At 71.4% G+C, this 26,205-nt stretch carries 24 protein-coding genes; 10 read left to right on the top strand and 14 right to left on the bottom strand.

Annotated features, from left to right (window positions below; translation table 11 throughout):
* Positions 1 to 32: 32 nt before the first annotated feature.
* Together BFF78_RS32780 and BFF78_RS32775 are read left to right on the top strand one after the other, a co-directional pair.
* Positions 33 to 1,127, top strand: a complete 1,095-nt coding sequence (locus tag BFF78_RS32780) for a DUF5925 domain-containing protein (protein ID WP_069781746.1) — start codon at positions 33 to 35, stop codon at positions 1,125 to 1,127.
* Between the two features lie 15 nt (positions 1,128 to 1,142).
* Positions 1,143 to 1,913, top strand: a complete 771-nt coding sequence (locus BFF78_RS32775; RefSeq protein WP_069781745.1) for a DUF72 domain-containing protein — start codon at positions 1,143 to 1,145, stop codon at positions 1,911 to 1,913.
* A gap of 34 nt (positions 1,914 to 1,947) precedes the next feature.
* Here the strand turns inward: BFF78_RS32775 and BFF78_RS32770 are convergent, their stop codons facing one another.
* Complete coding sequence (locus BFF78_RS32770) at positions 1,948 to 2,319, bottom strand: GntR family transcriptional regulator (RefSeq protein WP_069781744.1); 372 nt, start codon at positions 2,317 to 2,319, stop codon at positions 1,948 to 1,950.
* A 70-nt stretch (positions 2,320 to 2,389) separates the two neighbouring features.
* Between BFF78_RS32770 and BFF78_RS32765 the strand changes: the two genes are divergently transcribed.
* Both BFF78_RS32765 and BFF78_RS32760 read left to right on the top strand, forming a co-directional pair.
* Positions 2,390 to 3,319 carry a GNAT family N-acetyltransferase gene (locus tag BFF78_RS32765; protein WP_069781743.1) on the top strand — a complete coding sequence of 310 codons (930 nt, stop codon included), beginning with the start codon at positions 2,390 to 2,392 and terminating at the stop codon, positions 3,317 to 3,319.
* The gene (locus tag BFF78_RS32760; RefSeq protein ID WP_069781742.1) at positions 3,300 to 3,800 is read left to right on the top strand and encodes a ribonuclease FAU-1 family protein; all 501 of its coding nucleotides are present in this window, start codon (positions 3,300 to 3,302) and stop codon (positions 3,798 to 3,800) included. The genes BFF78_RS32765 and BFF78_RS32760 overlap by 20 nt, the downstream gene beginning before the upstream one ends.
* A gap of 35 nt (positions 3,801 to 3,835) precedes the next feature.
* Here BFF78_RS32760 and BFF78_RS32755 read toward each other — a convergent pair whose 3' ends face one another.
* Positions 3,836 to 4,459: a class I SAM-dependent methyltransferase gene (locus BFF78_RS32755; RefSeq protein WP_099054977.1), complete on the bottom strand. Its 624-nt coding sequence runs from the start codon at positions 4,457 to 4,459 to the stop codon at positions 3,836 to 3,838.
* A 112-nt stretch (positions 4,460 to 4,571) separates the two neighbouring features.
* Between BFF78_RS32755 and BFF78_RS49415 the strand changes: the two genes are divergently transcribed.
* Complete coding sequence (locus tag BFF78_RS49415; protein WP_099054976.1) at positions 4,572 to 4,706, top strand: hypothetical protein; 135 nt, start codon at positions 4,572 to 4,574, stop codon at positions 4,704 to 4,706.
* A 13-nt stretch (positions 4,707 to 4,719) separates the two neighbouring features.
* Here BFF78_RS49415 and BFF78_RS32750 read toward each other — a convergent pair whose 3' ends face one another.
* A complete protein-coding gene (locus BFF78_RS32750) occupies positions 4,720 to 5,187 on the bottom strand; it encodes a GNAT family N-acetyltransferase (RefSeq protein WP_069781740.1) in 468 nt (155 codons plus the stop codon).
* Between the two features lie 169 nt (positions 5,188 to 5,356).
* Here BFF78_RS32750 and BFF78_RS32745 point away from each other — a divergent pair, with 169 nt between their 5' ends.
* On the top strand, positions 5,357 to 6,151 hold the full coding sequence (locus BFF78_RS32745) for an FkbM family methyltransferase (RefSeq protein WP_227025976.1): 795 nt from the start codon (positions 5,357 to 5,359) through the stop codon (positions 6,149 to 6,151).
* 249 nt (positions 6,152 to 6,400) lie between these two features.
* Positions 6,401 to 7,363, top strand: coding sequence for a lytic polysaccharide monooxygenase auxiliary activity family 9 protein (locus BFF78_RS32740; RefSeq protein ID WP_069781738.1), 963 nt, complete (start codon positions 6,401 to 6,403; stop codon positions 7,361 to 7,363).
* 52 nt (positions 7,364 to 7,415) lie between these two features.
* Here the strand turns inward: BFF78_RS32740 and BFF78_RS32735 are convergent, their stop codons facing one another.
* On the bottom strand, positions 7,416 to 8,279 hold the full coding sequence (locus tag BFF78_RS32735) for an esterase/lipase family protein (RefSeq protein WP_069781737.1): 864 nt from the start codon (positions 8,277 to 8,279) through the stop codon (positions 7,416 to 7,418).
* Positions 8,280 to 8,446: 167 nt separating this feature from the next.
* Complete coding sequence (locus BFF78_RS32730; protein WP_069781736.1) at positions 8,447 to 8,893, bottom strand: MarR family winged helix-turn-helix transcriptional regulator; 447 nt, start codon at positions 8,891 to 8,893, stop codon at positions 8,447 to 8,449.
* A gap of 87 nt (positions 8,894 to 8,980) precedes the next feature.
* On the opposite strand from BFF78_RS32730, the gene BFF78_RS32725 reads away from it, so the two are divergent.
* Complete coding sequence (locus tag BFF78_RS32725; protein ID WP_069781735.1) at positions 8,981 to 9,355, top strand: cupin domain-containing protein; 375 nt, start codon at positions 8,981 to 8,983, stop codon at positions 9,353 to 9,355.
* On the opposite strand, the gene BFF78_RS32720 is transcribed toward BFF78_RS32725, so the two are convergent.
* From BFF78_RS32720 to BFF78_RS32690, 7 genes are all read right to left on the bottom strand, one after another.
* Positions 9,333 to 10,346, bottom strand: a complete 1,014-nt coding sequence (locus tag BFF78_RS32720; RefSeq protein WP_069781734.1) for a DNA polymerase Y family protein — start codon at positions 10,344 to 10,346, stop codon at positions 9,333 to 9,335. The genes BFF78_RS32725 and BFF78_RS32720 overlap by 23 nt on opposite strands.
* A complete protein-coding gene (locus BFF78_RS32715; protein WP_069783949.1) occupies positions 10,343 to 13,768 on the bottom strand; it encodes a DNA polymerase III subunit alpha in 3,426 nt (1,141 codons plus the stop codon). Before BFF78_RS32715 ends, BFF78_RS32720 begins: the two co-directional genes overlap by 4 nt.
* Positions 13,769 to 13,980: 212 nt before the next feature.
* A complete protein-coding gene (locus BFF78_RS32710; protein ID WP_069781733.1) occupies positions 13,981 to 15,063 on the bottom strand; it encodes a S1 family peptidase in 1,083 nt (360 codons plus the stop codon).
* Between the two features lie 339 nt (positions 15,064 to 15,402).
* A complete protein-coding gene (locus tag BFF78_RS32705; protein WP_069781732.1) occupies positions 15,403 to 16,302 on the bottom strand; it encodes a S1 family peptidase in 900 nt (299 codons plus the stop codon).
* 461 nt (positions 16,303 to 16,763) lie between these two features.
* Positions 16,764 to 17,687 carry an LLM class flavin-dependent oxidoreductase gene (locus tag BFF78_RS32700; protein ID WP_069781731.1) on the bottom strand — a complete coding sequence of 308 codons (924 nt, stop codon included), beginning with the start codon at positions 17,685 to 17,687 and terminating at the stop codon, positions 16,764 to 16,766.
* Entirely contained in the window at positions 17,684 to 19,441 is a 1,758-nt protein-coding gene (locus tag BFF78_RS32695) for an FAD/NAD(P)-binding protein (RefSeq protein ID WP_069781730.1), read from the bottom strand. Before BFF78_RS32695 ends, BFF78_RS32700 begins: the two co-directional genes overlap by 4 nt.
* A 413-nt stretch (positions 19,442 to 19,854) precedes the next feature.
* Positions 19,855 to 20,937, bottom strand: a complete 1,083-nt coding sequence (locus BFF78_RS32690; RefSeq protein WP_079161578.1) for a DUF5685 family protein — start codon at positions 20,935 to 20,937, stop codon at positions 19,855 to 19,857.
* Between the two features lie 267 nt (positions 20,938 to 21,204).
* On the opposite strand from BFF78_RS32690, the gene BFF78_RS32685 reads away from it, so the two are divergent.
* Positions 21,205 to 21,642 carry a cell division protein SepF gene (locus BFF78_RS32685; RefSeq protein WP_069781728.1) on the top strand — a complete coding sequence of 146 codons (438 nt, stop codon included), beginning with the start codon at positions 21,205 to 21,207 and terminating at the stop codon, positions 21,640 to 21,642.
* A 37-nt stretch (positions 21,643 to 21,679) separates the two neighbouring features.
* Here BFF78_RS32685 and BFF78_RS32680 read toward each other — a convergent pair whose 3' ends face one another.
* A complete protein-coding gene (locus tag BFF78_RS32680) occupies positions 21,680 to 22,870 on the bottom strand; it encodes an acyl-CoA dehydrogenase family protein (protein WP_069781727.1) in 1,191 nt (396 codons plus the stop codon).
* Positions 22,871 to 22,966: 96 nt separating this feature from the next.
* Positions 22,967 to 24,580, bottom strand: coding sequence for an MFS transporter (locus BFF78_RS32675; RefSeq protein ID WP_069781726.1), 1,614 nt, complete (start codon positions 24,578 to 24,580; stop codon positions 22,967 to 22,969).
* A gap of 259 nt (positions 24,581 to 24,839) precedes the next feature.
* On the opposite strand from BFF78_RS32675, the gene BFF78_RS32670 reads away from it, so the two are divergent.
* On the top strand, positions 24,840 to 26,129 hold the full coding sequence (locus BFF78_RS32670; protein WP_069781725.1) for a glycosyltransferase family protein: 1,290 nt from the start codon (positions 24,840 to 24,842) through the stop codon (positions 26,127 to 26,129).
* The last annotated feature ends 76 nt before the right edge of the window (positions 26,130 to 26,205 follow it).

Here is a 26,205-nt window from a genome sequence, read left to right as displayed (position 1 = left end):
CGCACAGCACGCCCGTGCCGGATCATGGCCGCATGTCTGCGAACCCACACGACGCTCTGCCGATCCGGCTCCACGTCGACGACTCCGACTCGCCGTCCGACGTCGTAGACGCGCTGTTCCTCGGCCGCTTCGCGACGGGCGAGCAGCCGTACTCGCACGCGGCGAACATCGACCGCGTCCGCTCCGGCGCGAACCTGGTGCCGGACGGCGCCCGCGTGCTCAGGGTCGCCCGCGACGACGACCGCAGCGCCACCCTCGCCGAGGGCGACGGCTGGACCCTGCTGGTCTCCCGCTGGAACCGCGGCGCGGACGTCACGGTGACCGCGACCAGCGCCGAACTGGCCAAGAGGGTCCTCGACCAGGCCACGGACGGCGCCGCCGACGAGCCCGAGCCACAGCCCGAGAACGTGACGATGGGCTTTTGGTACGTCTCCCCTAGGCGCGGCCCGCACCGCACCACCCGACAGATCTCCGCGGGCACCTGGGACGAGATCCGGCCCAACTACACGGCACCGGTGGCGGAGGCCATGGACCGCCTGATGAAGACGACCCCGGAGGACATCGCGGGCCGGCTGCTCCTCCTGCACGGCCCGCCCGGCACCGGCAAGACCTCGGCCCTGCGCACGCTGGCCCGCTCCTGGCGGGACTGGTGCCAGGTGGACTGTGTCCTGGACCCCGAACGCCTCTTCTCCGACGTCGGCTATCTGATGGACATCGCGATCGGCGAGGAGGACGGCCCCGGCAAGGGCCGCTGGCGTCTTCTCCTCCTGGAGGACTGCGACGAGCTGATCCGCGGCGAGGCCAAGCACACCGCGGGCCAGGCGCTGTCCCGGCTGCTGAACCTCACCGACGGCCTGCTCGGGCAGGGCCGCAACGTCCTGGTCGGCGTCACCACCAACGAGGACCTGGAGCGTCTGCACCCGGCCGTGGTGCGCCCCGGCCGCTGCCTCGCCCGGATCGAGGTGGGCCCGCTGACCCGCCGCGAGGCGGTGAACTGGCTCGGCAGCGAGGAGGGTGTCGGCCGCGAGGGAGCCACCCTGGCCGAGCTGTACGCGCTGCGCCGGGGCACGGCGCCGACCTCGGTGCCGGGGGCGCGGGACGGCGCGGACGCGGGCCTGTACCTGTAGTGCTTTGATGGTGCTGTGACCTTGTTCGTCGGCACCTCGGGGTGGCAGTACAAGGACTGGCGGGACCTCGTCTATCCGGCCGGGGTCCCGGCGCGGCTGTGGCTGGAGGAGTACACGCGGCTCTTCGCGACGGTGGAGATCAACAACGCCTTCTACCGGCTGCCGTCCCGCGAGAACTTCGAAGCGTGGCGGGACCGGGTCCCTCAGGACTTCGTGGTGGCGGTCAAGGCCAGCCGGTACCTCACCCACATCAAGCGCCTGAAGGAGCCCGAGGAACCGGTCCACCGCCTGATGAGCCACGCGGCGGGCCTCGGCGACCGCCTGGGCCCGGTCCTCCTCCAGCTGCCCCCGACCCTGCGCGCGGACCCGCCCCTGCTGGACGCCTGCCTGGCCTGCTTCCCGTCCGGTACGAGGGTCGCGGTGGAACCCCGCCACGACGCCTGGTGGACGTCCGAGGTGCGCGAGGTCCTGTCGTCCCGGGGAGCCGCCCTGTGCTGGGCGGACGTCCTGGCCCGCCCGGTCACCCCGCTGTGGCGCACCACCGACTGGGGCTACGTCCGCTTCCACCAGGGCCGCGCCCGTCCCTGGCCCCGCTACGGCCGCCGCTCGCTGGACACCTGGGTGGACCGCATCGCCACGACCTGGCGGAAGGGGGACGACGTGTACGCGTACTTCAACAACGATCCGGGGGGCGCGGCGGTGCAGGACGCGGTGACGTTCGGGAGAGCGGCAGGGCGGGCGGGGCTGAGGGTGACGCGGATCCCGGAGCCGGCCGAACTCCGGTGACTTCCTTCCGCCGCCTCCACCTACCGCATTCTCCTCAGCCCGCCCCGTAAGCCGCCCGCAGGGCGTCCCGCACCGCAGCCAACGCCTCGGACTCCCCCAGCCCCAACCGCCGCACCCGCTCCGCATACGCCTGCGCGGCCAAGGACGCCTCCCGCTCCGCGGCCGAGCCGGCGGCAGCAACGAACGTTCCGTTGCGCCCCCGCGTCTCGATCACCCCGTCGCCCTCCAGCGCCTTGTACGCCTTGGCCACCGTGTTCACCGCGAGGCCCAGGGACTCGGCCAGCCCCCGCACGGTCGGCAACCGGTACCCCACCGGCAGCGCCCCGGACCGGGCCTGCTCGGAAATCTGCGCCCGCACCTGCTCGTACGGGGGCGCGCTGTCGTCGATGCGGATCTTCAGGCTCACGAGCCGATTGTCCCGTACCGAAGGAAAATGAGAGGCATCCCCCGCGCACATCGCCGTACGGTGCCTCCCTATGACTGTGATCGTCCGCGACCTGCGGCCCGACGTCCCGGCTGACACCGAGGGGTTCGCGCGGGTCCGTCATCTCGCCCTCCCGTACATCCTGTTCACCTCGGACTCGATCCGTCACGACGCCCTCCACATGCCGCCCGAGGCGCGCTACCGCCCGCTGGTCGCGGAGGAGGACGGCGAGGTGATCGGCACGGCCCAGGTCCATCTGGCCCACGACAGCACCGAGCCGGGCCAGGGGCTGGTGAACATCTACGTCCGGCCGGACCGCACCGGTCGCGGCGCCGGCGGGCTCCTGCTGCGGGCGGCCGAGGAGTACCTCACCGCCCAGGGAGCGACCAGGCTGCTCAGCTGGGTCCTCGACGAACCGGGCAACCGTGCCTTCGCGGAACGCCACGGCTATCGAGGCAGCCGGTCCGCCCACTTCCTGCGCCTCGACCTGGCGGGCTCCTGCCTCCCGCCGGTCCCGAAGACCCCGCCGGGCGTCGAGCTGCGTACGGCCGCCGACTTCGCGGACGACCCGCGCCCGCTGTTCGAGCTGGACGCGGAGACGATGCTGGACGAACCGGGGGACGTCGACTACGAGTTGACCGACTACGAGGCCTGGGTCGAGCAGTACTGGAAGCATCCGCTGCTGGACCGCGACCTGACGGTGGCCGCGTGTGCCGGGGGCCGCCCGGTCGCCTTCAGCGTGGCCTACACCGACGGCGGCACCGGCTACACCACCGCGATGACCGGCACGGCCCGGTCCCATCGCGGGCGTGGCCTGGCCAAGCTCACCAAGATCCACTCCTTGTACCGGGCCCGGGACACCGGCGTCACCGAGGCGTTCACGGGCAACGACGCCGGGAACGCGCCGATGATCGCCATCAACAGGTGGCTCGGTTACGAGGTCTGCGCGACGGAGGTCCGCCATGTGCGTGAACTCGCCTGACGCATCGGCCCAGCTGGAGATCGTCCTGGTCAAGGCGGGCCGGACGAAGATCCGTTATCCGGCCGAGCTGCTCGAGGACGACGGCACCCGTATCGCCGTACGCGCGCCGTGGGCGGGCGACGGAGTCCGCGACTTCGGCTTCGTCCGCTTCGAGCCGGGCGATCTCTTCACCGAGTACTACTGGCGCGACCGCTGGTACGCGGTGAAGGAGGTCCGGGCCGCGGACGGCACCGTGAAGGGCTGGTACTGCGACATCACCCGCCCGGCGGTCCGCACCGGCGGTGAGCTGGTCGTGGAGGACCTCGACCTGGACCTGTGGCGCTCGGCCGACGGCACGGACGTACGGCGGCTGGACGAGGACGAGTTCGCCGAGAGCGGGCTTACGCGGACGGACCCCGGGGCCGCGTCCGCCGCGGTGGCCGCCCTCGGTGAACTGGAGACGCTGGCCCGCACGGACGGCTTCGAGGAGTTGCTGACCTGACACCGTCCGCCACCGCCCGCGCGCCCCGGCCTCCCTCACACGGTCGCCACGACCACATACCGCTCGTCCTCCACGGCCTTCCCCCACAGCAGGCAGTCGCCGGACAGCCGCTCCACGCGCGCGTCCGGGCTCAGGGGCGCCAGCAGCGCCGTGAGCCGGTCGGCGGCCATGCCCACGGGGTGCACCGTGCCCCAGACTCCCTCGACCAGGACGAGACGGCCGCCGGGGCGCAGCAGGTCCCGCCAGCGCCGCAGCACCCGCTCGGGACGCGGCAGCGTCCACAGCACGTGCCGTACGAGGACGACGTCGAAGCGCTGCTCCCCGACCGGCGGGGCGGCGGCGTCCCCGCGCAGCACGACCGCGTCGCGTCCGGCGAGCTTGGCGCGGGCGCGCTCGACCATCGCCGAGGACGCGTCGACGCCGGTCACCCGGTGTCCCTGTTCGGCCGCGAGGAGCGACAGGCTGCCGGTGCCGCAGCCGAGGTCGAGGACGTCGGCGGGGTGCTCGGGCAGCCAGGAGCGCAGCCGGGTGGCCCAGGCCGCGCGGATCACGGGATCGCGCAGGCCGTGGTCCGGCTCGTCGTCGAAGGCGCCGGCCTGGGCGTCCCAGTCGATGTCCGCCGCACCCGCCGCAACCGTGTGGTCATCCATATTCGTCATGCCCGAAGAGTGACACCCGCCACTGACAACCCGGCTCCGATGAGGAACTCTCCCCAAAAGCGTCTACCTCCGTGACAAACGCGAAACTCGGTAGGCTCTGAAGGAGGCAGTCATGCGCCGCGCAACCGTGCACAAGCCGCTGAAGAAAACGGCCAGCCGCCGGATCCGTGAAGAAGCGGAGGAGCGCCCCACGGGGCGTCCCGAAGTGCGCAAGGACATCGCACGCACCTGGTGGCCCGACGGTTGACCCCGCCGGGACGTCAGTCCAGCCGCTCCAGCCGCTTGCGGTAGTGAATCCGGTCGTAGGGCCCGTCGACGCGGCGTTCCACGACCTCGTATCCGTACTTCGGATAGATCTTCTGGTTCTCCCACATCAACGCGTTCGTGTAGAGCCGGATCTCGCCGACGCCCCGCTCACGCGCGCGTGCGTCGACGAAGTGCAGCAGCCGCCGCCCCACGCCCGTGCCATGGGCACCGGGGTGGACGGCGATGCTGTCCAGGAAGAGATGACCGGCGAACGCCTCGATCACGACCAGCCCGTTGACGGGTTCTCCGGTGACGAACACCTTCCCGGCGGCCACGTTCGCGGCATGGTCCGCCTCCATGGGCTGCGGCACGACGCCGATGCGCTCGATGTAGTGCCGGTAGGCCGCGTCCGTCACCGCCTTCACGGCCGGCACATCATCGGCCACGGCCGGCCGGACGCGCTCGGGACTCTCTTCGATCATGCCCGCACGCTACCCGCCCGAGCGGAGCCGTAGGTCACACGTACCCCCTGTGCGCCCGTTCCGGAGGCGCGAGACGGCCTGCCGCGCCGTCGTCGCAGCAAGCAACACATCCAGGAGCATGCGGGCTGGATTGTTGACTCCAACCCTGATAAATCACATTGTCATGACCATGGACACGATTGAACTGCACAGTATCAATCGTTGGGAGGCGTCCTTCCTGCGCGAGGAGGTGGGCGGCTACTTCACCCACGGCGTCGCGTGCACGCCGGGCGCGACGGTACTCGACGTGGGCGCCAACATCGGTGTGTTCTCGGCGGCCGTCTATGAGCGGCTGGACGGGGACGTGCGGATCTACGCCTTCGAGCCGGTGCCGCCACTCCACGCGACGCTCGAACGCAATGCCCGCGAGTTCTTCAACGGACGCCTGACCGCGCTCCCTTACGGCCTGGCGTCCCGTGACGACGAGCTCGATTTCAGCTACGTTCCGGCCGCCACGATCTTCTCGTCCTCATCGCGGGATCAGGGGAACATCGAGGCTGAGCGGCGGCGGGTCACCGCCAGCGTTGTCGAAATGATCCGCCAGGGCGGCCTGGGACCGGTCCTGCGCCGCGTACCCGCTCCCATTCTCACTCTTCTCGTCAGCCGCAAGCTGCGGGTGATGCGGCGGCTCGAGACGCACCGGGTGAAGGTCAGGCCCCTGTCATCAGCGCTCGACGAGCAGGGCATCGACCACATCGACCTGCTCAAGGTCGATGTGGAAGGCGCGGAACTCGATGTGCTCAGAGGCATCGAGGAACGGCACTGGCCGCTGATCCACCAGGCCGTCATCGAGGTGGAGCGCTGGCAGCAGCACCGCGACACGGTCTGCGAGGTCCTCCTCACGCACGGCTTCAAGGTCAGTACCGAGCAGGACCCGGTGCAGCAGGCCGGCGACATCGGCATGGTGTTCGCGGTCAGGCCCTGAGCGCGCAGCACCCCGCACTCGATTGTCAATGGACTTGGCGATCCCCCGGCCGCCGCGCCGCTCGGGCGCAGCTGGGCAGGGCGGTCTCTCCTCCTCTTCCTGAGCCCCCGGTTAGTCCGGCCTTAACGCCACCATAAGGATCTCCTCCACCCGCCTCCAGCAGCAGATTTCACGGTTTCCGGGGGCTAGCTTCGGATCACCCCCACGGGTTCCAGCCCCACCGAAGCACCGTCTGTCGAGGAGTTCCGCATGTCCGCTCGCGCCCGCCGCGCGGCCGTCGTCGTCGCCGTACTCGGTCTGCCGCCGGTCGCCCTGACCGTGCTCGCCGCCGCCCCCGCGTCCGCGCACGGTTCGATGGGCGATCCGGTCAGCCGTGTCTCGCAGTGTTACGCGGAGGGGCCGGAGAGCCCGAAGTCGGGCGCGTGCAAGGCGGCCGTGGCGGCCGGCGGCGCGCAGGCGCTGTACGACTGGAACGGCATCCGGATCGGCGACGCCGCCGGACGGCATCGGAAGCTGATCCCGGACGGCAAGCTGTGCAGCGCGGACAACGCGGAGTTCAAGGGCCTGGACCTGGCCCGCGCCGACTGGCCGGCGACGAGCGTGCGCAGCGGGGCGTACACCTTCAAGTACCGGGTGACGGCTCAGCACAAGGGGACCTTCAAGGTCTATCTCACCAAGCCCGGTTACGACCCCGCCAAGCCGCTGGCCTGGTCCGAGCTGGATCTGCGGCACCCGGTGGCGACGGCCACCGACCCGGTCGCCGCGGGCGGCTTCTACACGTTCTCCGGCAGGCTTCCCGCGCGGTCCGGCAAGCAGTTGCTGTACGCGATCTGGCAGCGCTCGGACAGCCCGGAGGCGTTCTACTCCTGCTCGGACGTGGACTTCGGCGGCGGCACGGTGAGCACGGGCTCCGCCCCCGCCCCGACGGCCTCCGCGCCCTCCGACCGGCAGATCGCGGCCGGTGCCGACAAGTCGACGATGCGGCACCACGGTCACGGCGGCGACATGGCCGGGCCTGCCCAGCAGCCCGCCGCCGCGTCCGCCCCCAACGCGCCGAAGGCGGCCGGTGCTTCGCGCGATCTCGCGGAGACCGGCGCCTCCTCCGGCACCGCGTACGTCGCGATCGGCGGCGCGGCGGCGCTGGCGCTCGGTTCGGCGGCGCTCTTCCTGTCGGTACGGCGGCGCGCCGCGGGTGGCGCCCACCGCCGCTAGAGGGTTCCGGGGCCTGTCCGGCGGCTCAGGTCGGACAGGCCCCGGTGGCACGTCAGCTGAAGGCCGACGCGCAGGTGGTGGCCGTGGCGTGGGCCGGGTCGAGCGCGTTGGCCACCTCGTGGAAGGCGATGCGGTCGAACAGGCCGATGGCGACGTGCTCGGAGAAGTCGAGCGAGCACAGGTCCTGGAGCAGGACGTTGTGGACGTCGGAGCCGCTCAGGTACTGGCTCTGCCAGGGCGTGGCCACCTCGTCGTGCTTGGTGGCGATGACCGTGTAGTGCACTCCGGGGACGGTGTCGCCGTCCGCGTTGAGCTTGGTGAGGAAGTCGGAGCCGGGGATCTGGTCGGCGAGGCCGGGGGTGGTGGCCTTGATGAGGTCCGAGGCGCCGGGGAAGTACGGCAGCAGGTTGGTCAGGCCGCTCAGGGTGGCGCCGTGGTTGTCGGGGGCCAGGCCGACGAGGGCGTTCACCTTGCCTGCTCCGCCGAGGAACTTCAGGTAGTAGCGGGGCATCATGCCGCCCTGGGAGTGCCCGACCAGGTCGGCCTTGGCGGCTCCGGTCGCGGCGAGCACCTTGTCCACGAAGGCGGACAACTGCTCGGCCGACTTGTCGATGGGGCCGAGGCCGTAGAAGAGGGGGACGCCGGTCAGCTGGCCGTAGTCGAGGGAGTAGACGCAGTATCCGCGGCCCTTGAGGTACGGGGCGAGGGAGAGCCAGTTGTCGACCGAGTTGCCCAGGGTGCCGTGCACCAGGACGACCGGGCGGGGATGGTCGGCGGAGGGCTTGCAGGAGAAGTCGTTCCAGCCGCTGGTGGGGGCGGTGTCCGCGGCGGCGGCTGTTGCGGCGGGAACGGTGGCGACGGCGGCGGTGAGGAGCAGCGCGGCCAGGGGTCTGAGCACTCGCTTCCAGGGCAGCATCGTGTGATCTCCTTGCGGCTCAAGGGAGGTGGGGGCCTTACCCTGTGATCCGGATCACGAGGATGCTGTTCACCCGTCAAGTTACGGGCGAGTAGCACACGTGTGAAGTTACGCGTCAGTAAAAACTTCCAGTGATAACCAGCGAGCCGCCGAACGCTGACGGACCGTCACCAGGCGGGCTTGATCGGACCATAGGGAGCGATCCGCGCCAAACACTCCCCCAGCGCGCACACTTCGCCCTGGCCCAGCAGCGCGGCCCACCCCTCCACGACCTCGGCCGCCGCCTCCTCCGCCGCCCGGGTACAGGCCCACCCTCGCTCGGTCAGCACGACCAGCCGGGCCCGCGCGTCCTGCGGATGCGGCCGCCGCTCCGCGTATCCCTTCCGCACGATCTCGTCCACCAGCTGGCTCGCGGCCTGCTTGGTCACCCCGAGGTGCGCCGCGAGGTCGGTGACGGTGGCCCCGTCCGGGGCGAGCCGCGCGAAGGCGAAGCCGTGGGCCGGCCGCAGATCGGCGAACCCGCGCGCCGTCACCCCGTCATGGATGCGTTGCGTGAGGTCGCCGGCGACGGCGAGCAGGGCGGCGGACAGGGCCATGGCTTCGGAGTTGTACACGGAGGCATTGAAACACCCTTGACATGTTGGTCAAGCAGCTTGACCATATAGTCAAGTTACTTGACTACTCGAACGGAGATCACCGCCATGCCCGTCGTCCGCTCGTCCGAGGCCACCACCCATGAGATCCACGGCGCCCGCTTCGTCTCGTACGCCACCCCGCTCACCGGGAGCAAGGAGCTCTGCGCCTGGCGCGGGGAGATTCCGGCCGGGACCAAGGCGCCCGCGCACACCGTCAGCCGTGAGGAGATCTTCCATCTGCTCGTCGGGGAACTGCTGATCACGGTCGACGGCCGAACCGAGCGGATCTCCGCCGGTGACACGGTGATCGTCAACCCCGGTGCGACCCTCGCCGTGGAGAACCCGGCCGATCACACCGCGCTGTCCTGGGTCACCACCTCCATCGGCCTGGAGGCGGAGCTGGCCGACGGCAGCCGCATCACGCCGCCCTGGGCCAACTGACACCCGTGGAGCCGCCGCCACCCCCCAGCGTCCCCGGCATCACCGCGCGCGGCCCGAACTTCGCTCGCGCGCGGTCCGCGACCTCCTCGATACGGCGGACCTTCTCGTCCACGGGGTCGAAGGTGAGCTGACAGGAGGCCTGGTCGGCGGGGGCCAGGCCCTCGGCGCGCAGGGCGAGCGCACGGACCCGGGCGCGCTGCAGGCCGAGCGCCTCGTACAGGCCGTAGGCCGTCCTGGTCAGGGCCGCCGAGTGCGCGGTCGGCTCCTTCAGGGTGCGGCTGCGGGTGGTCGAGGACCGGTCGGCGTAGCGCACGGTCAGGGTCAGGGTGCGGCAGACCTTCCGCACCGCGCGCAGCCGGGTGCCGAGCTCCTCGGCGGCGGACAGCAGTGCCCTGCGGTGCCGGTCGGAGTCCAACTCGTCGATCTCGAAGGCGCGTTCCGCCGCCAGCGACCGCGAGACGGCGTTCGGCACGACCCGGCTCCGGTCGATGCCGCTCGCCTTCTCGCGCAGCTCGCGGCCGGCCTTCGCGCCGATCAGCCGCTGGAGCGTGGACAGCGGCGCGCCGGCGACCAGGCCCAGGGTGTCCAGGCCGTACTCGCTCAGGGTGCGGGCGGTCGCCGTGCCGACGCCGGGCAGCGCGGACACGGGCCGCTCGGCGAGGAACTGCGCGATACCGTCCGGGTCCTCGGGCACGGCACAGGTCACCCCGGGCCGGGCGTCACGCAGCGCCACGCGGGCCAGCATCGGCCCCGGACCGGCGCCGATCACACAGTCGACGCCGTACCGCGCGAGCGCCCGCACCCGGATCACCGAGGCCAGCTCCACCGCGCTGCGCCCGAAGTACCGCTCGGCGCCGCGCAGATCGGCCAGCGCCCCGTCCGGCGGCAGCGCCTGAACGACCGGGGTGAAGTCCTCCAGCAACCCGAGCAGTCCCGGCAGGGCCGCCTCGTACATCGGCGGCAGCTGGAAACGTACGCAGAGAATGGTCATCCCGCACTCCCCGGACTCTGGTGCCACAACTTCCGTACGGCAGCGGGCCCTTGTGCGGCCTCCTGCCCCGCGGGCCGCAGATCGGCCCACGGATGCATCTCGTATCCGGTCGGCAGCTGGATCCGCCGCCCACCGGTCGGATCACCGCCCACGCCCTCGGCCACGGGCTCCGCGAGCCGCGCCGCCACCTCGTCGAGGCCGCCCTCGGCACGCAGTTCCACCAGCTCGGCGAGGTTCCAGGCGGCGGACCCCACCACGCTCAGACTGCGCGGACCGCGCCGCTGCACCACTCCGCGCACCAGCAGCAGCCACGAGTGGAAGACGGTGTGGGCACACGCGTCGTGCGAGTCGTCGAAGAACGCCAGGTCGACCAGCCCCGTGCCGTCGTCCAGCGTGGAGAAGATGACCCGCTTGCCGGAGCGGATCGGCGGGGTCTGGGTGGCCGCCTTGGCGCCCGCCACCAGCACGGTCTCGCCGTGCCGCACCTCACGCAGCCGGCGCGCGGAGACCACGCCCAACTCCCTGAGGAACTCCCGGTGGTCGTCCATCAGATTGCGCGAGGCGTCCATGGAGAGCACGCCCAGCTCGGCGCTGAGCCGTTCCGCCGACGTCAGGTCCGGCAGCCCCGCCGGCGCGGTCTTGCGCCCGCCCGCCAACGGCAGCTGACCGCCGCCACCGCCCCGGGCACCCCGGTGCAGCTCGGTCAGGTGCAGCTGCAGATCACGCCGGTTGGCGCCGAAGGCGTCCAACGCCCCCACCTGGGCGAGCCTTTGTGCCAGCGGCCGGCTGGGCCGAGCCCGCTCCCAGAAGTCCACCAGGGAGGCATACGGCTGCCCGTCCGCGATCCGCTGCGCCTCGGCCTCGCTGATGCCGTGCACATCGGAGAGCGCGAGCCGCAGCCCCCACCCATCAGGCTCGGACACCAGTTCGATCCGATGGGCGACCCCGGACACGTTCACATCCAACGGCAGGATCGGCACCCCGCGCCGCCGCGCATCGGCCAGCAGCAGCCGCTTCGGATACATCCCCGGATCGTGCGTGAGCAGCCCGGCGTAGAAGGCGGCCGGGTGATGGGCCTTCAGCCAGGCCGACTGATACGTCGGTACGGCGAACGCGACGGCATGCGCCTTGCAGAAGCCGTACGACCCGAAGGCCTCCACGATCTCCCAGGTCCGCCGAATCGTTTCCGCGTCGTATCCCCTCGCCGCCGCGGCCTGCGCGAACCACACCTTGATCCGCCCCTGCGACTCCGGGTCGGACAGCCCCCGCCGCACCCGGTCGGCCTCGCCCCGCCCGCAGCCGGTCATGATGGCGACGATGTCGATGACCTGCTCATGGAAGACGACGACCCCGTACGTCTCCCTCAGCGGCCGCTCCAGATCCTGGTGAGGAAAGCGAACGGGCGCCCGCCCGTGCCGCGCCTCGATGAACGGCCGCACCATGTCGGCGGCGACGGGCCCGGGCCGGAACAGCGAAATATCCACGACGAGATCATGAAAAGTGCTCGGCTGCAGCCGCCCCACCAGGTCCCGCTGGCCCGGCGACTCGATCTGGAAACAGCCCAGGGTCTCGGTGGACCGGATGAGCCGGTACGTCTCCGGATCCCCCGCCGGCACCGCATCCAGCTCGATCCGCTCCCCCGTCGCCCGCTCCACCTCGGCGACCGCGTGCGCCATGGCCGACTGCATCCGCACACCCAGCACATCGAGCTTGAGCAGCCCGAGGTCCTCCACGTCCTCCTTGTCGAACTGCGACATCGGCAAGCCTTCGCCGCTGGTCGGCACGACCGGCGTACGGGCGAGAAGCGAGGCGTCGGACAGCAGCACCCCGCACGGATGCATGGCGACCCCACGCGGCAGGGCATCGAGCGCCTCGACCAGCTCCCACAGCCTGCCGTACCGCTGCTTCTCCCCCGCCAGCTCCTTCAGCTCGGGCAGCTCCTCCAGCGCCGCTCGCGCATCCCGGGCCCGGATGTGCGGAAAGGACTTGGCGATACGGTCGATCTCACCGGGATCCATGGACAACGCGGCACCCACGTCCCGGATCGCATGCCGCACCCGGTAGGTCTCCGGCATGGAGACGGTCGCGACCCGCTCCTCCCCGAAGCGCCCGATGATCGCCCGGTACACCTCGATCCGCCGTGCGGACTCCACATCGATGTCGATATCGGGCAGCACCACGCGCTCCTTGGACAGGAAGCGCTCCATCAGCAGCCCGTGCTCGACCGGATCGGCGTGTGCGATACCCAGAAGGTGGTTGACGAGGGAGCCGGCACCGGAACCACGGGCGGCCACCCGGATACCCATCTTCCGTACGTCGTCGACGACTTGGGCGACCGTCAGGAAGTAGGAGGCGAACCCGTGATGACCGATGATGTCCAGCTCGTGGTGCATCCGCTCCCAGTACGCACGCCGCCCGCCGTACCCGAGCCGCACCATCCCCGCCACCGCCCGCGAGGCGAGCGCCCGCTGGGCGGTGCGCCGTCCGGCCCCCACCAGATGCGCCTCGGGAAAGTGAACGGTCCCGATCCCGAGGTCGCCCTCGGGATCGACCCGGCACTCGGCGGCCGTGGCCAGGGTCTGCTCCAGCAGCCGGTGGGCGGTGTCCCGCCGGTACCCGGCGGCCTCCACGACCCGCTCGGCCACCCCGAACATGGCGGTCGCGTCCTTGAGCCAGGCCTCTTCGGAGTCCAGCTCCCCGCGCGGGTCGATCGGCACCAGCCGCCGGGCGGCATCCAGCACATCGGCGACAGGCCCGGCCCCGGGATCGGCATACCGGACGGCATTGCTGAGCACCGGCCGCACCCCCTGCTCGGCGGCGAAGCCGACGGTACGGGCGGCCAGCCGCAGGGAACCCGGCCCGGTCCCCGTACGACCGTGCATGACGGCCTCCAGGCGCAGGGCGTCGCCGTAGACCTCACGCCAGGGGGCGAGGAGCTCGGCCGCACGGTCGGGGCGGCCCGTGGCCAGGGCGCGGCCGACGTCGGAGGCGGGGCCGAGCAGGACGATCAGGCCGTCGCCGTGGTGGTCGGGCCAGGGCAGCACGGGGGTGTCCGCGCTCCGGTGCGCCGCCGTGACGAGCCGGCACAGCCCGGCCCAGCCCCGGGCGCCGTCCCGGGCGAGGAAGGTGACCCGGGGTGTCGACTCGTCGATGAAGGCACCGCCGCGGACCGGGGTGCGGCGCCTTTCCCGTCGTAGCGCTTGTGCGGGGGTCGCCGCGAGGTTCACCCCGAACAGCGGCCGGACTCCGGACGCCGCGCAGGCCTTGGCGAAGCGGACGGCGCCGGCGAGGGTGTCACGATCAGTGAGGGCCAGCGCATCCATCCCCCGCTCCGAGGCACGCTCGACCAGCCGCTCCGGATGGGACGCCCCGTACCTCAGGGAGAACCCGGAGACGGTGTGCAGATGCGCGAAGCCCGGCACACCCACCTCCCACACTCGCGAGCCCCGAACGGCTCTCGAACATCAGTTCCCTACTGTCACCCCCACCATACCCCCATTCCCGAACATGTGTACGACACCCATTCGACCGCCGCTCACCTGCACAAACGCCCGCCACCGCCGCTGCGGGGACGACGAAGCCCCGCCCCCCAGGCACCCGGGGACGGGACTCCGCGCAACGCACAGCCGGTGCGTCAGCCGATCTGCGCCCCCGTGGCGGACAGCGCCGCGGTGACCGGCTGGAAGAAGGTCTCCCCGCCGGAGCTGCAGTCACCACTGCCACCGGACGTCAGCCCGATGGCGTTGCTCCCCGAGAACAGCGAGCCACCGCTGTCACCGGGCTCGGCGCACACGTTCGTCTGGATGAGACCGCTGACGGTGCCCTCCTGATAGTTCACCGTGGCGTTCAGCCCGGTGACCGTACCGTCGTGCACATGGGTCGTGGACCCGCTGCGCGTCACCTTCATCCCCACCGTCGCCTCGGCGGCACCGGTGATCTTCTGAGTGGACCCGTTGTACAGGTCGACCTCGCTCGGGTGGTCCACCTGCGCCGTGTACTTCACCAGACCGAAGTCGGTCCCCGGGAAGTGCGACTCCGCGTTCTGCCCGATCTCCTTGCCGCTGGAGTCCGCCCAGCTGCTGATCGCCGAGGTGCAGTGCCCGGCGGTCAGGAAGTACGGCTGCCCGTCCTTGACCACGTTGAACCCGAGCGAGCAACGCCCACCGGACCCGCTGATCGCGTCACCACCGGCGATGAAGGGCTTGAACTCCCCCTTCGAGCGCTGTAGTTCCGCCTTCCCGCCCAGCCCGTCGACCACCTTGCTCAGCTTGGTCCACTGCGCGCCGGAGACCGTCTTGTCGGCGGTGACGACGACCTTGTTGCTGACCGGGTCGGTCGCCCATGACGTGCCCGGTATGGTCGCGTCCTTCTTCAGCGTCGTCCGCGCGCCGTCGAGCGCGGCGAGCGAGTTGGTGACGAGTCTCGCCTTGGCTCCCGCCGCCTCGACGGCGTTCACCGCGCTCTGGTCGAGCACGTTGACGACGAGGCTCTTGGCTTGGGCGTCGTAGTAGCTGCCGGCGGCGTCGGAGCCGAGGCTCTTCAGCAGCGTCGAGGCGAGGTTTCCAGCCGCCGGAGCGGACAGAACCTTCAGCTGGGAAGACGACTTCGCAGGCTCGCTGGCGTTCGCATTCTGCAAGGTGACACCCGCGGCGACCAGCGCGGCGATTCCCGCGCCGGCCACGGCGACCCGCCGCCTGGATATGCGTCGGTGCTTCAACTCACGTCCTCCTGTGGGGGGACGGTCCGCGAGGTGTGGGGGCTCGACGGACCGGAAGGCTGGTTGACGAGGGCCCACTCTTCCGAACGACACAGGGAGCACACAAGGTTGACTTCAGGACGCGCGTAGAGAGGGCTTGCGCCCCCCATCCCTTCTTGACCGTGCACAGTCACACCAGGAAATTCGCGCAGCAAACACGACACGCAAGGAGCCCGCACCGGACGGTGACGACACCGACTGGCCGAAACCGGATGCACCTCGCTCAGCGCCTCACTCAGCGAGAAGCCCCCGCACACCACACGGCATGCAGGGGCTCCGAGGAAGCAGGAGCAGGACCCGCTACGGCAGCGTGACGCCGTAGTAGCTCAACGCCTCGGTCACCGGCTGGAAGAACGTCGTACCACCGGAGGTGCAGTCACCACTTCCCCCGGAGGTCAGCCCGTAGGCCACGGAACCCGCGTACAGCGGACCACCGCTGTCGCCGCCCTCGGCGCACACCGTGGTCTGGATCAGGCCGTAGACGATGTCGCCGTTGCCGTAGTTGACGGTGGCGTTCAGCGCGGTGACCCGCCCGCTGTGCGTGCCGGTGGTGGAACCGCGCCGGTACACGGTCTTGCCCACGGACGGGGTGGCCGCGCTGGTGATGGACTGGCTGCCCACGGAACTCGGGTGCGAGACCGAGGAGTTGGTGTACCGCACCAGGGCGAAGTCGTTGCCCGGGAAGCTGTAGCCCACATTGGTGCCGAGCACCGTGCTGTGGCTTGAGTTGCTGTACCAGGTGGAGGCCACCTGGCCGCAGTGACCTGCGGTGAGGAAGTAGTACGTGCTGCCGCTGCGCACGTTGAAGCCGAGCGAGCAGCGGTACTGGCCGCCGTAGATGGCGTCGCCGCCGCTGATCAGCTTGCTGAACCTGCCGCGCGTGTGCTTGATGGTGAGCGCGCCGGCGTCGGTGCCGGCCTGCTTCTTGATCTTGGTGATCTGGGCCTGGGAGACCCTGCTGTCGACGGTGAGGACGACACGGTTGGTCTTGCTGTCCACGGCCCAGGCGGTGCCGGGGACGTCGGCCTTCAGGATGGACTCACTGGCCTTGGCGAGCTGGGTGGCGCTGAACGAGCCGTCGTCGCTGGCGTTCGCGGTGGGGGCGGCGAACGCGGCCGCGGCCAGGAGGCCGGTGGCCACGGCGATCAGCCGGGTCCGTCTCGCGGTGCCATTGCGGGGAGTAATGCGCTTGATCCTCACTTTTCGTTCCCTCCCAGGGGAAGTCGGGGGCCCGCGTGGGGTCGGGGCCCGTGAGTCGCAGCCAGGGGGCCGCCGGATTCCGAACACGCATGCCCCCTGGCAAGCGCTGAGGGGGAGTATTCGGCCGAACGACCGGTCGCCACAAGGGTGCCTTTCGGCCGTCGGACTTTGAACCACTCTTACGCGGCAGCCCTTGGCATCGGCTCAGCACACGCTGATGCCACCCCAGCGCATTGCGATAATCAGCCAAACGCACGCTGATGTCGGTCCAGCACACGCTCCCCCGCCTCATCACCGCACCCAGGAGTCGCCGGGCGGCGGGAAGAGGCGGCGGAAGCGCCATGCCGTATGCCCCTTCTATTCACACAACTTCCCCACATATCATCCCCGCGGCGCCCCACCCGGCGTCCACGAGCCCCGCAACTCCCGTAGCGCGTCCATAACTTCGCAGCAGCGGGACGTCATGACGTTCCCCCGGTCATGACGTCCCCCCCGGTCACGGCGTACGGGTTGGCGGGCCGGGTGAGGCCCAGGTGCTCGCGCAGAGTGCTGCCCGGGTAGAAGGTGCGGAACAGACCGCGGTGCTGGAGCAGCACCACCGTGCCGTTGACCAGCCGCTCCAGATCACGGCGCGGCTCGACGGGCACGAGGTGGAAGCCGTCGGTGACACCGTCGGCGTGCCAGCCGGCGACCAGTTCGGCGAGGTCGACCGGGCCGCCCCGGTACAGCGGTCCCCGCACGGTCGGCCGCGGCCCCCCGCCGCCGCGTCCGGGCTCGGCCGCGTGCTCCCCGTCACCGAGGTCGACCAGCAGGCTCGCCAGAACCCGTACGGTGTCCGGATTCCGCCCGAACTCCCTTGCAATGGACCGCAGTTCGTCGCGTACGGCGGCGGCCTGTGCCGAGGTCACGGCGCGGACCAGGGCCACGTCCGCGTACCGGGCGGCGACGGTTCGGGCCTGGCTGTCGGTGGCGTCGACCACGCGGACGGGGTGGCCGTGCGGCGGCCGGGGCACGGTCGCGGGGCCCGCGCCGTCCTCCCGGCTGTCCCACAGCTTCTCCTCGCCGCCGGACACGTCGATCCGCCAGCCGGCCCGCCCCCGGCTGACCCAGTCCAGCGTCGCCACCGCGCCCGGCACCACGAGCGGCCTCGTGCGGGTGGTGACGGTCGGGACCAGGCCGATGCGCCGGGTCGCGGGCGCCACCCGGGACAGCGTGCAGAGGGCATCGGGCCCGGGCGGGGTGAAGGAGTCGTCCAGCGTCACGAAGTCCAGCCCACCGCGCTCGGCGAGCCGGACCAGCTCGACATACGGTTCGGCACCGGAGCAGTCCGGCAGATCGACGGCGGCGGCGAGATGCAGCAACCTGGGGCCGTAGCGCGCGCTCATCGGATTTCATCAGCGCCTTCCGTGCCCAGAAAGGCCAGCACCGCCCGGGCGGTGGCGTCGTTCTGCCGGAACGCGGCGCCGCCGGTGCGCGGCCGGGTGAAGGCGCCGGGGGTACGGGCGTCGGTGTACGGGCCGAGCGCGAAGCGCCGGGGATGCGCCCGCCCGGCGCCGTCGAGGATCCGGCCGTCGCCGGGGTCGACCCGGAGCAGTCCGTCGGGGGACTCGGCGGCGCCGTCGGCGTGCAGTGCGCGCAGCAGGCGGTCGCGGGCCCGCCCGACGGTGGGCTCGGGCAGCCGGGCCTCGACCAGCGCGCGGGCCTCGGCGCAAAAGCCGGGCACGGTGGGGCTGGTGGCCCGGAACACCCCGTCCTCGGCGGTGACGGTCATGCCGGCGCCGACGAACTTCAGCAGGCCGGCCCGGGACAGCGCGAGCATCTGCCGCAGCCGGGGCCCGGGCGGCCCGGACGCCAGATAGCTGAAGAACCCGTGCCACCGGGGGCCGATGTCCCCGAGCCGCACGAGCTGTCCGTAGACGGAGAGCAGCCCGAGGAAGACGCCCAGGTCGGCGCTGTGCGAGGGGTCGTGCCGCCGTAGCAGATCGCCCTCGATGTACGCCCGCAAGCCCTCCTGGAAGTCCTCGTGGGAGGCGTACCGCAGCCCGTCGAGTGGATGGTCGAGCGCGGCGAGGTCGAGACGGTCGGCCGGGTCCGGTACGGCGGCGGCGACGAGCGCCTGGGTCTCGGCGAGGTCGCCGGCGACCGTGTACTTCTCCTCGAAGTCGGCCCAGCTCATCGCCGTACGCTCGGCGTGGGCGGTGAACAGCCGGTGGTAGTGGGCGAAGCCCAGCTCCTTCTCCACCAGCGGCCACACATCGCGCCGGAAGGCGAAGCGGTCCGGCCGGGCCCGCAGGCGCTCGATCTCGGCCGGCCCGAGGAAGCGGGGCAGCGGGGGCCGGTCGCCGGTCCAGTCGTAGCCGATCTTCGCGTGGTACGGCACTCCGCGCCGCGAGCCGACGTAGAGCACCGGTTCCCGTCCCGAAGGCCGGTAGGTGTCGCCCTCGTACTGCCCGCCGCGCCCCTCGGTGAGCAGCACCATCAGGTCGACGAAGGCCAGCCCGAAGCCCCGTACGAGGACGGGTGCACCGGGTTCCAGCGGGGACAGGTCGCTGTCGGCGGTGAAGTCGGGCGGCAGATGGACCAGGCCGTGGTCCCGGGCGTAGGCGGCCAACGCCGCCTGCTCACCCTCGAGTTCGGCATCCAGGTGGCCGAGCGCGAGGATCACCAGGTCGGCGGGGAGGGGATGCGGCAGGCCCTCCAGCCACACCTGCTGGCGGCCCTCGCGGGGGCCGTCGATCCGCAGGGCACGCCGGGGGTGGTGGTGGACGGTGACGCCCGGCGGCAGGTCGGCGCGGGCCCGCTCGTACACCCAGCGCAGATAGCGGCCCTGGAGCTGCCGGCCGGCGAAGGTGCCGCCGTCCAGCCCGGCCCACTCGTGCAGGGTGGGGCCCTCGCGCACCGGGCCGTCCATGGTCACCGTCTCGTCGGTGAACATGGTGACGTCCTCGGCGTGCGAGTTCATCCACAGCAGCGGCGACTGCGCCTCGCGCCAGATGCGCCCGCCGCCGGGTGGATGCGGGTCGACCAGATGGATGTCGAGTCCCCGACCGCCGTACAGCTCGGGGGCGTTGGCGGCGATGCGCTCCAGGAGGCCGGTCCCCCGCGGACCGGCTCCGACGATCACCAGCTGCGGCCTCATCGGGCGACGACCGGGGTGGGGAATGCGGCAAGGGTGTCGGATGACATGCGAAGGCTCCGTGACACGAAGAGTCAGGGTTGGTCGCCTTCACACGGCCGAGCCCCTCAGCAGGGCCGTCCGTCGAGAGTACGTGGGCGTTTCCCGCCGCTGTCAAGGCTGTCCGAACTGTGAGCCGTACGTCTCAGGTCAGTTGACGCGGAATCGGATGCCTGTTCCACTTGGTCCATGCATCCACAGCAGTGGCTGGTCTCGCGCTCCCACATCGACCTCGGTCGCGTGTGGTCCTCTTCCTGTTGAGCTGACCCCCTGCACGCGCCTGCCCTTCGGGCGGGCGCACTCGCGTTCTTCCTTCCCCCTCGCCTTCACACGCGCCCCCTCCCCTCTGCTCGGCCCCTTTCTGCTCCCGGGATCAACTAGCAACCGTCGCAAGGACAGCAGCAATCACAGTCGCACCCATCGCAGCCGTCACACCCGTCACAAGGACAGTCGCAGCCGTCGCAGCCCTGGCAGCACCCTTCCCGCTTCTTCCGGGACCAGGGCCCTTCGTACTCCGACGCGCAGCACATCCGGCACGTGCAGCACAGCAGAAGAAACATCCCGCAGCCGGGCAGGAATCCGCGGGGCTCCTCGGGCTGGTGCAGGTGCGGCTCGAACGCCCGGTCCACCGACCGCCGAAGCTCGTGCACCAGCAGAAGATGGACGAGCCTGCCGTCGGCGAACTCCGCCTCGCGCAGCGCCGGCCCGATGCCGCGCAGCGCGTCGTCGGCGAGCCTGCGGGCCTCGGCCCGCGGCGTCCCCGTGGCGGTGAGCGGATTCCACGCGCCCGAGGCCGCGTCGGCTTCCTGGTCCTCCACGGCGTCCAGCAGATGCGCGAGCCGGCCGAAGAGCCGGCCGGCCTCCGCGAGCGGCCGCGCGTTGCCGGGCCGGCCGGCCAGCACCGCGGTGTGCGCGAAGGCGGCCGCCGTCGCGGTCTCGGTCGGCTCGGTGACCGTCAGGATCGAAGTGCCGTACCCGGCGAGGGTCTCCAGGCCGAGTTGCCGGTCGACTGCCTCGACGAGGACGCCGGTGTCGAAGCCGACCGCGGCACCACTGTGGGCACCGGCCCTCCCCCAGCCCGCGGCGACCCGGCGCGCGGCGGCGGCCACGGGCCTGCGGGCCAGCAGCCCGTCCCGGTCGGCGACATGGTCGCGCACCTTCGCCGCGGCGAGCACCAGCGAGACGGCGGCGGCGAGCCGCGCGCCCTCGCCCTGGGCGACGGACGCGGTACGCATCCCGCGCAGCGCGCACGGGCCCGCCGTACGGCGGCCGTCGGCGGTCGTCCCGGTCTGAGCCTCCGTCAGAACGGAGATGAGAAGTCCGTCATAGTTCGTTACCATCCGCGCGAGCTGTCCGTGATCCCGGCGCAGGGCGAGGCAGAGCCCGCACAAATGCGCCATCCACGCGGCCTTGAGGCCTTCCCCGAGCCGATGAGCGCACGGTCTGACGATTCCGAACACGACGATCCCCCGTGATGTGGTACGACGTTGGCATTCACCCGTACGCAGTGATCATCACCCATCCGCCACCGACAATCATATTTCACTCTCAGTCAGCAGCCGTATGAGTCTGGACCCTTGGGGCACAAGGACTCTCGACGGATCGGCTGTGCACCAGTACCGTCACAAACCCCCCGCGCGGCGTCTATCCACTTGGCGCGCCGTCCGCATCATGGATGACCATAGGGATGCGGAAAGCAAGAAGGACCGCTGTGAGAGGAGGCGTCCATGGGATCGGTACGCAAGGCGAGTGCGTGGCTCGGCCTCGTCGACGACAACGATGACGAGCGTTACTACGACGACGAGTACTCCGAGGGCACCGAGTCCGAGGGCGCCTGGGTCACGGACCCCCGGGTGAAGGTGGCCACGGACACGGCGGAGGAGAAGGGCCGCCGGATCGGCACGGTCACCCCGGACAGCTTCCGGGACGCCCGCGCCATCGGCGAACTGTTCCGGGACGGCGTCCCGGTCATCATGAACCTCACGGCGATGGAGCCCTCCGACGCCAAGCGCGTGGTGGACTTCGCGGCCGGGCTCATCTTCGGTCTGCGCGGCTCCATCGACCGCGTGTCCAACCGGGTGTTCCTGCTGACGCCGGCCGACACGCAGATCATCAGCGGCGAGGCGTCCGCCCACCGCGAGGACGGCTTCTTCAACCAGAGCTGAGGCAGGGCCGCTCACCGGCCCTGCCTCCGTACGGGGCTCACCGGAAGGCGTCGAGCCCGGTGAGCGCCTTGCCCAGCACGAGCTGGTGCATCTCGACGGTGCCCTCGTAGGTGAGCACCGACTCGAGGTTGGTCGCGTGCCGCATCACGGGATATTCGAGGGAGATCCCGTTGGCACCGAGAATCGTCCGCGCCGTACGGCAGATCTCGATGGCCTCGCGGACGTTGTTGAGCTTGCCGAAGCTGATCTGCTCGGGGCGCAGACGGCCGGCGTCCATCCGCCGCCCGAGATGGTGGGCGAGCAGGATTCCCTTGTGCAGTTCGACCGCCATGTCGGCGAGTTTGGCCTGGGTGAGCTGGAAGCCGCCGATGGGCCGCCCGAACTGCTCCCGCGACTTGGCGTAGTCGACAGCCGTCTCGAAGCTGCTGCGCGCCGCACCCATCGCGCCCCAGACGATGCCGTACCGGGCGTGGGACAGACAGCTGAGCGGGCCGCGCAGTCCGGTGACCTCCGGGAGTACGGCCGTGCCGGGCAGGCGTACGTCGTCCATCACCAACTCGCTGGTGACGGAGGCGCGCAGGGACCACTTGTGCTTGATCTCGGGCGCCGAGAAGCCGGGGCTGTCGGTGGGGACGACGAAGCCCCGGATCCCTTCCTCCGTCTGCGCCCAGACGACCGCCACCCCGGCGACCGACCCGTTGGTGATCCACATCTTGCGGCCGTTCAGTACCCAGTCGTCGCCGTCGCGCTTGGCGTGGGTGCGCATGGAGGCGGGGTCGGAGCCGTGGTCGGGCTCGGTCAGCCCGAAGCAGCCGATCACGTCGCCGGCCGCCATGCGCGGCAGCCACCGGAGCTTGTGCTCCTCGCTGCCGAACCGGTGGATCGCGTACATGGACAGGGAGCCCTGCACCGAGACCAGGGACCGGATGCCGGAGTCCGCCGCCTCCAGCTCCAGGCAGGCCAGGCCGTACTGCACGGCACTGGCACCCGCACACCCGTATCCGCTGAGCGACATCCCGAGCGCCCCGAGGCCGCCCAGCTCCTTCGCCAGCTCACGAATGCCGGGCAGCTCCCCCTTCTCGTACCACTCGGCGACGTACGGCAGCACCCGGTCCGCCGCCCAGGCCCGCACGGTGTCCCGCACGGCCAGGTCTTCCGGTTCCAGCAGGTCGTCGATCCCGAGCGGGTCGGCGGGATCGAAGGGGGGCAACTTCGCGGACGCGGACATGGAACACCCTCCGGCACACAAGAAAACTAGCAGCGCTAGTCATTTTGCCGCCGACGTTACGGTGCGGCGTCCCGCACGTCCAGTACGTCAGGCACGTCAGGCCGTGACGCGGGGGTCCGCCACTTCCCTCGGCGCGGGCAGCTCCACCGCCGCCGGGGACTCCGCGCAGTTCATCACCCGCGGCAGCCGCAGCGCCATCACCGCGCCCAGCAGCAACAGGACCGCGCTCACCAGCAGCGTGACATGCAGCCCGTGCACGAAGGAGTCCCGCGCGGCCCGGCGCAGCGCCGCCCCGGCGGATCCGCCCAGCCCGCCGGCGATGTCGTAGGCCTCGCCGAGCGAGTGCCCCGCCCGGTCCGAGGCGTGCTGCGGGACGCCCGGCACCGAGCGCAGTCCCGGGGCGTAGGCGGCGTTCATCACGCTGCCGAGCAGCGCGATGCCGATGCCGGCGCCGAGCTGGTACGACGTCTCGCCGATCGCCGCCGCGCCGCCGGCCTGCTCGGCCGGGGCCTCGCTGAGCATCGACTCGTACGCCCCGAAGAGCGTGGTCTCCAGGCCGAAGCCGAGCAGCACGAAACCGGACAGCAGCAGGGGCGCGTCGTCGGTGCCGCCCATCGCGGTGAGCGTGAGGACCGCGGCGGCGGTGAGGCAGAACCCGAAGCAGACCATCCGGCGCGGCCCGAAGCGGCGCAGCATCCGCGCGCCCGCCAAGCCCGCCGCCATCGCCGCGATGGTCAGGGGCAGCAGCCTGAGGCCGGTCTGGAGCGGGGAGAGCCCGAGCACCAGTTGCAGATACTGGGCGGCGATCAGCTCCAGGCCGACGAGCGCGAGCATCGCCAGCACGATGCAGCCGACCGAGGTGCTGAACGCGGGCCGGCGGAACATCCGCAGGTCCACCAGCGGATGCGCAAGGCGCCGCTGCCGCCGTACGAAGAGGAGGAGCAGGGCCGCGCCGGCCAGCAGCGGCAGCACGGTGAACGGGCTCGCCATGGCCGCGCCGCCGCCCAGTCGCTTCACGCCGAGGACGGCACCGAACAGTCCGCCGGCCGCCATCAGGGCGCCGGTGACGTCCCACGGGCCGTCGCGGTCACCACGGGACTCGGGCAGCAGCATCCGGCCCACCGGCAGGCTGACCAGCATCAGCGGGATGTTGACGAGGAAGACCGCGCCCCACCAGAAGTGCTCCAGCAGAAAGCCGCCGAGCAGCGGGCCGACGGCCGCGCCGACCGCGGCCACCGCGCTCCAGATGCCGATGGCGAGCGCGCGCTCGCGCCGGTCGGGGAAGACCTGACGCAGGATCGACAGGGTCGCCGGCATGATCATGGCGCCGCCGACGCCGAGCAGCGCCCGGGCGAGGATCAGCATCTCGGCGGTCTGCGCGAGGGCGGCCACGGCGGAGGCGACACCGAACAGGCCGTAGCCGCACAGCAGAACGCGTCTGCGGCCGACCCGGTCGCCGAGGGTGCCGAAGAGGATCAGCAGCGAGGCGCAGACCAGGGGATAGACGTCGACGATCCAGAGCAGTTCCACGGCGCCGGGCTTGAGGTCTTCGGCGACGGCGGGGACCGCCACGTGCAGCACGGTCGCGTCGAGGGCGACGAGCAGCAGGCTGACACAGAGGACGACGAGGACGACCCAGCGGCTCGCTCCGGCACCGGCCCCGGACGCCCGACGGCGCGGCCGTGCGGCAGCCGTGGTCGTCCCGGACATGTACGTACCTCCCAGATGTGCCTCGCGCGGGGCGGACCGACGGGGTGGGGACTCCCTGTCGTACGGCCGGAGAGGAGCGGGGTCTCCGGCCCGCGCGAACCCACGCGGGTGACTCGTCAGCGTACGCGAGTCCGCCACGGGGCCACGTGGCGGACCTCTCACACGCATGACGGAACCCGTGTGGCGTACGCCACTCGGTGCCCTCTTGACCATGCCCCGGGGGCCGGTCCGGTTCCGCCGCCGGTCGATAATCGGGTCCGTGACCGATCTTGACACGCGCGTGGTTCCACCCCACGCCCCCCTCCTGCGCCGGGCGGCCCCGGCCCTCCTGGGCTATGCGGCGGTCCGCGCCCTGGGGCTGGTCGTGCTGGTGCTGTGGAGCGCCGCGCGCGGCAAGAGCGCGTACACCTTGCTGACCGCGCGCTGGGACTCGCTGTGGTACACACGGGTCGCCGAGCTGGGGTACGGCTACGAGGTGCGGCTGCCGGACGGCGACGTCCACTCCAACCTGGCGTTCTTTCCGCTGCTGCCGTGGCTGGAGCGGCTGCTGCACACGGTCACGCCGCTGTCGTACGCGGACGCCGGTTTCGTCGTCGGCCTGCTCGCCTCGCTCGCCGCGGCCTGCGGGATCTTCGCGGTCGCGGACCGGGTGTACGGCCCCCGGGTGGGGATCTGCGCCGTGCTGGTGTGGGCGGTGCTGCCGGTCGGGATCGTGCAGTCGATGGCGTACAGCGAGTCGCTGTTCACGGCATGGGCGGCCTGGTCGCTGTACGCGCTGCTGACCGGCCGGTGGATCACCGCCGGCACGCTGGCCGCGCTGGCGGGGCTGACCCGGCCGGTGGGGGCGGCGGTGGTCGCGGCGGTGTGGGTGACGGGCACGATCTCGTTGGTGCGGGATCGGAGCATGACGCATCCGCCCGGTGCCCATGACGACGAACACGCCCCGGCGCCCACGCCCGGCGCGAAGGTCACCGCACACGCCCCGGCGCACGCGCTCAGCGCCTCCGACGGAACACAAGCCCCGGCAGTCACACCTGGCGCACCTGCCCCCGCCTGGCGCCGGGCCCTCGGCATGCTCATCGCCCCTCTCGGTACCGCCGGCTATGTGCTCTGGGTCGGGTACCGCACCGGCAAGGTCCCGCTCGGGTACCTGGACGTCCAGGCCGGATGGCGCAACGGGTTCGACGGCGGCTATGCATTCGCACGCTTCGTGGCCGACAAGTTCACGTCATTTCCGTCCGCCCTCGCCGGTACCGGCCTGATCGCCGGGGTCGCGCTGCTGCTGTGGCTGTACGCGACCGGGGTCCGCCGGCGCCAGCCCGTCGAGCTGCTGGTGTACACGGGCATCGTCCTCGCGCTCGCCCTGTGCGCGTCAAGCTACTTCGGCTCCAAGCCGCGGCTGCTGATGCCGGCCTTCCCGGTGCTGCTGCCGCTCGCCGGCGCCCTCGCCCGGCTGCGCACGCCCCGATCCGTGCTGGTCACGGCCCTGTTGGCGATCGCCTCGGCGATTTACGGGGCGTTCTGGCTGAACGGCTCCGGTCCTCCATGATCGACAACGACGGCCGATGACGCTCCGGGGAATTCCGCGCCAGGGCCGGGTTAACGCATTCATAAGCGCCATATAA

The sequence above is a fragment of the Streptomyces fodineus genome, assembly GCF_001735805.1.
Classification (GTDB): Bacteria; Actinomycetota; Actinomycetes; order Streptomycetales; family Streptomycetaceae; genus Streptomyces; species Streptomyces fodineus.
Note: the sequence above shows the minus strand (reverse complement) of the source record. Positions and strands in the feature narration are given on the sequence as shown.

Coding starts and splice junctions, on each gene's coding strand:
- BFF78_RS32780 (WP_069781746.1), top strand. CDS start 33: ATGTCTGCGAACCCACACGACGCTCTGCCGATCCGGCTCCACGTCGAC.
- BFF78_RS32765 (WP_069781743.1), top strand. CDS start 2,390: ATGACTGTGATCGTCCGCGACCTGCGGCCCGACGTCCCGGCTGACACC.
- BFF78_RS32760 (WP_069781742.1), top strand. CDS start 3,300: ATGTGCGTGAACTCGCCTGACGCATCGGCCCAGCTGGAGATCGTCCTG.
- BFF78_RS32755 (WP_099054977.1), bottom strand. CDS start 4,459: ATGACGAATATGGATGACCACACGGTTGCGGCGGGTGCGGCGGACATC.
- BFF78_RS49415 (WP_099054976.1), top strand. CDS start 4,572: ATGCGCCGCGCAACCGTGCACAAGCCGCTGAAGAAAACGGCCAGCCGC.
- BFF78_RS32750 (WP_069781740.1), bottom strand. CDS start 5,187: ATGATCGAAGAGAGTCCCGAGCGCGTCCGGCCGGCCGTGGCCGATGAT.
- BFF78_RS32745 (WP_227025976.1), top strand. CDS start 5,357: ATGGACACGATTGAACTGCACAGTATCAATCGTTGGGAGGCGTCCTTC.
- BFF78_RS32740 (WP_069781738.1), top strand. CDS start 6,401: ATGTCCGCTCGCGCCCGCCGCGCGGCCGTCGTCGTCGCCGTACTCGGT.
- BFF78_RS32735 (WP_069781737.1), bottom strand. CDS start 8,279: ATGCTGCCCTGGAAGCGAGTGCTCAGACCCCTGGCCGCGCTGCTCCTC.
- BFF78_RS32725 (WP_069781735.1), top strand. CDS start 8,981: ATGCCCGTCGTCCGCTCGTCCGAGGCCACCACCCATGAGATCCACGGC.
- BFF78_RS32720 (WP_069781734.1), bottom strand. CDS start 10,346: ATGACCATTCTCTGCGTACGTTTCCAGCTGCCGCCGATGTACGAGGCG.
- BFF78_RS32700 (WP_069781731.1), bottom strand. CDS start 17,687: ATGAGCGCGCGCTACGGCCCCAGGTTGCTGCATCTCGCCGCCGCCGTC.
- BFF78_RS32695 (WP_069781730.1), bottom strand. CDS start 19,441: ATGAGGCCGCAGCTGGTGATCGTCGGAGCCGGTCCGCGGGGGACCGGC.
- BFF78_RS32685 (WP_069781728.1), top strand. CDS start 21,205: ATGGGATCGGTACGCAAGGCGAGTGCGTGGCTCGGCCTCGTCGACGAC.
- BFF78_RS32680 (WP_069781727.1), bottom strand. CDS start 22,870: ATGTCCGCGTCCGCGAAGTTGCCCCCCTTCGATCCCGCCGACCCGCTC.
- BFF78_RS32675 (WP_069781726.1), bottom strand. CDS start 24,580: ATGTCCGGGACGACCACGGCTGCCGCACGGCCGCGCCGTCGGGCGTCC.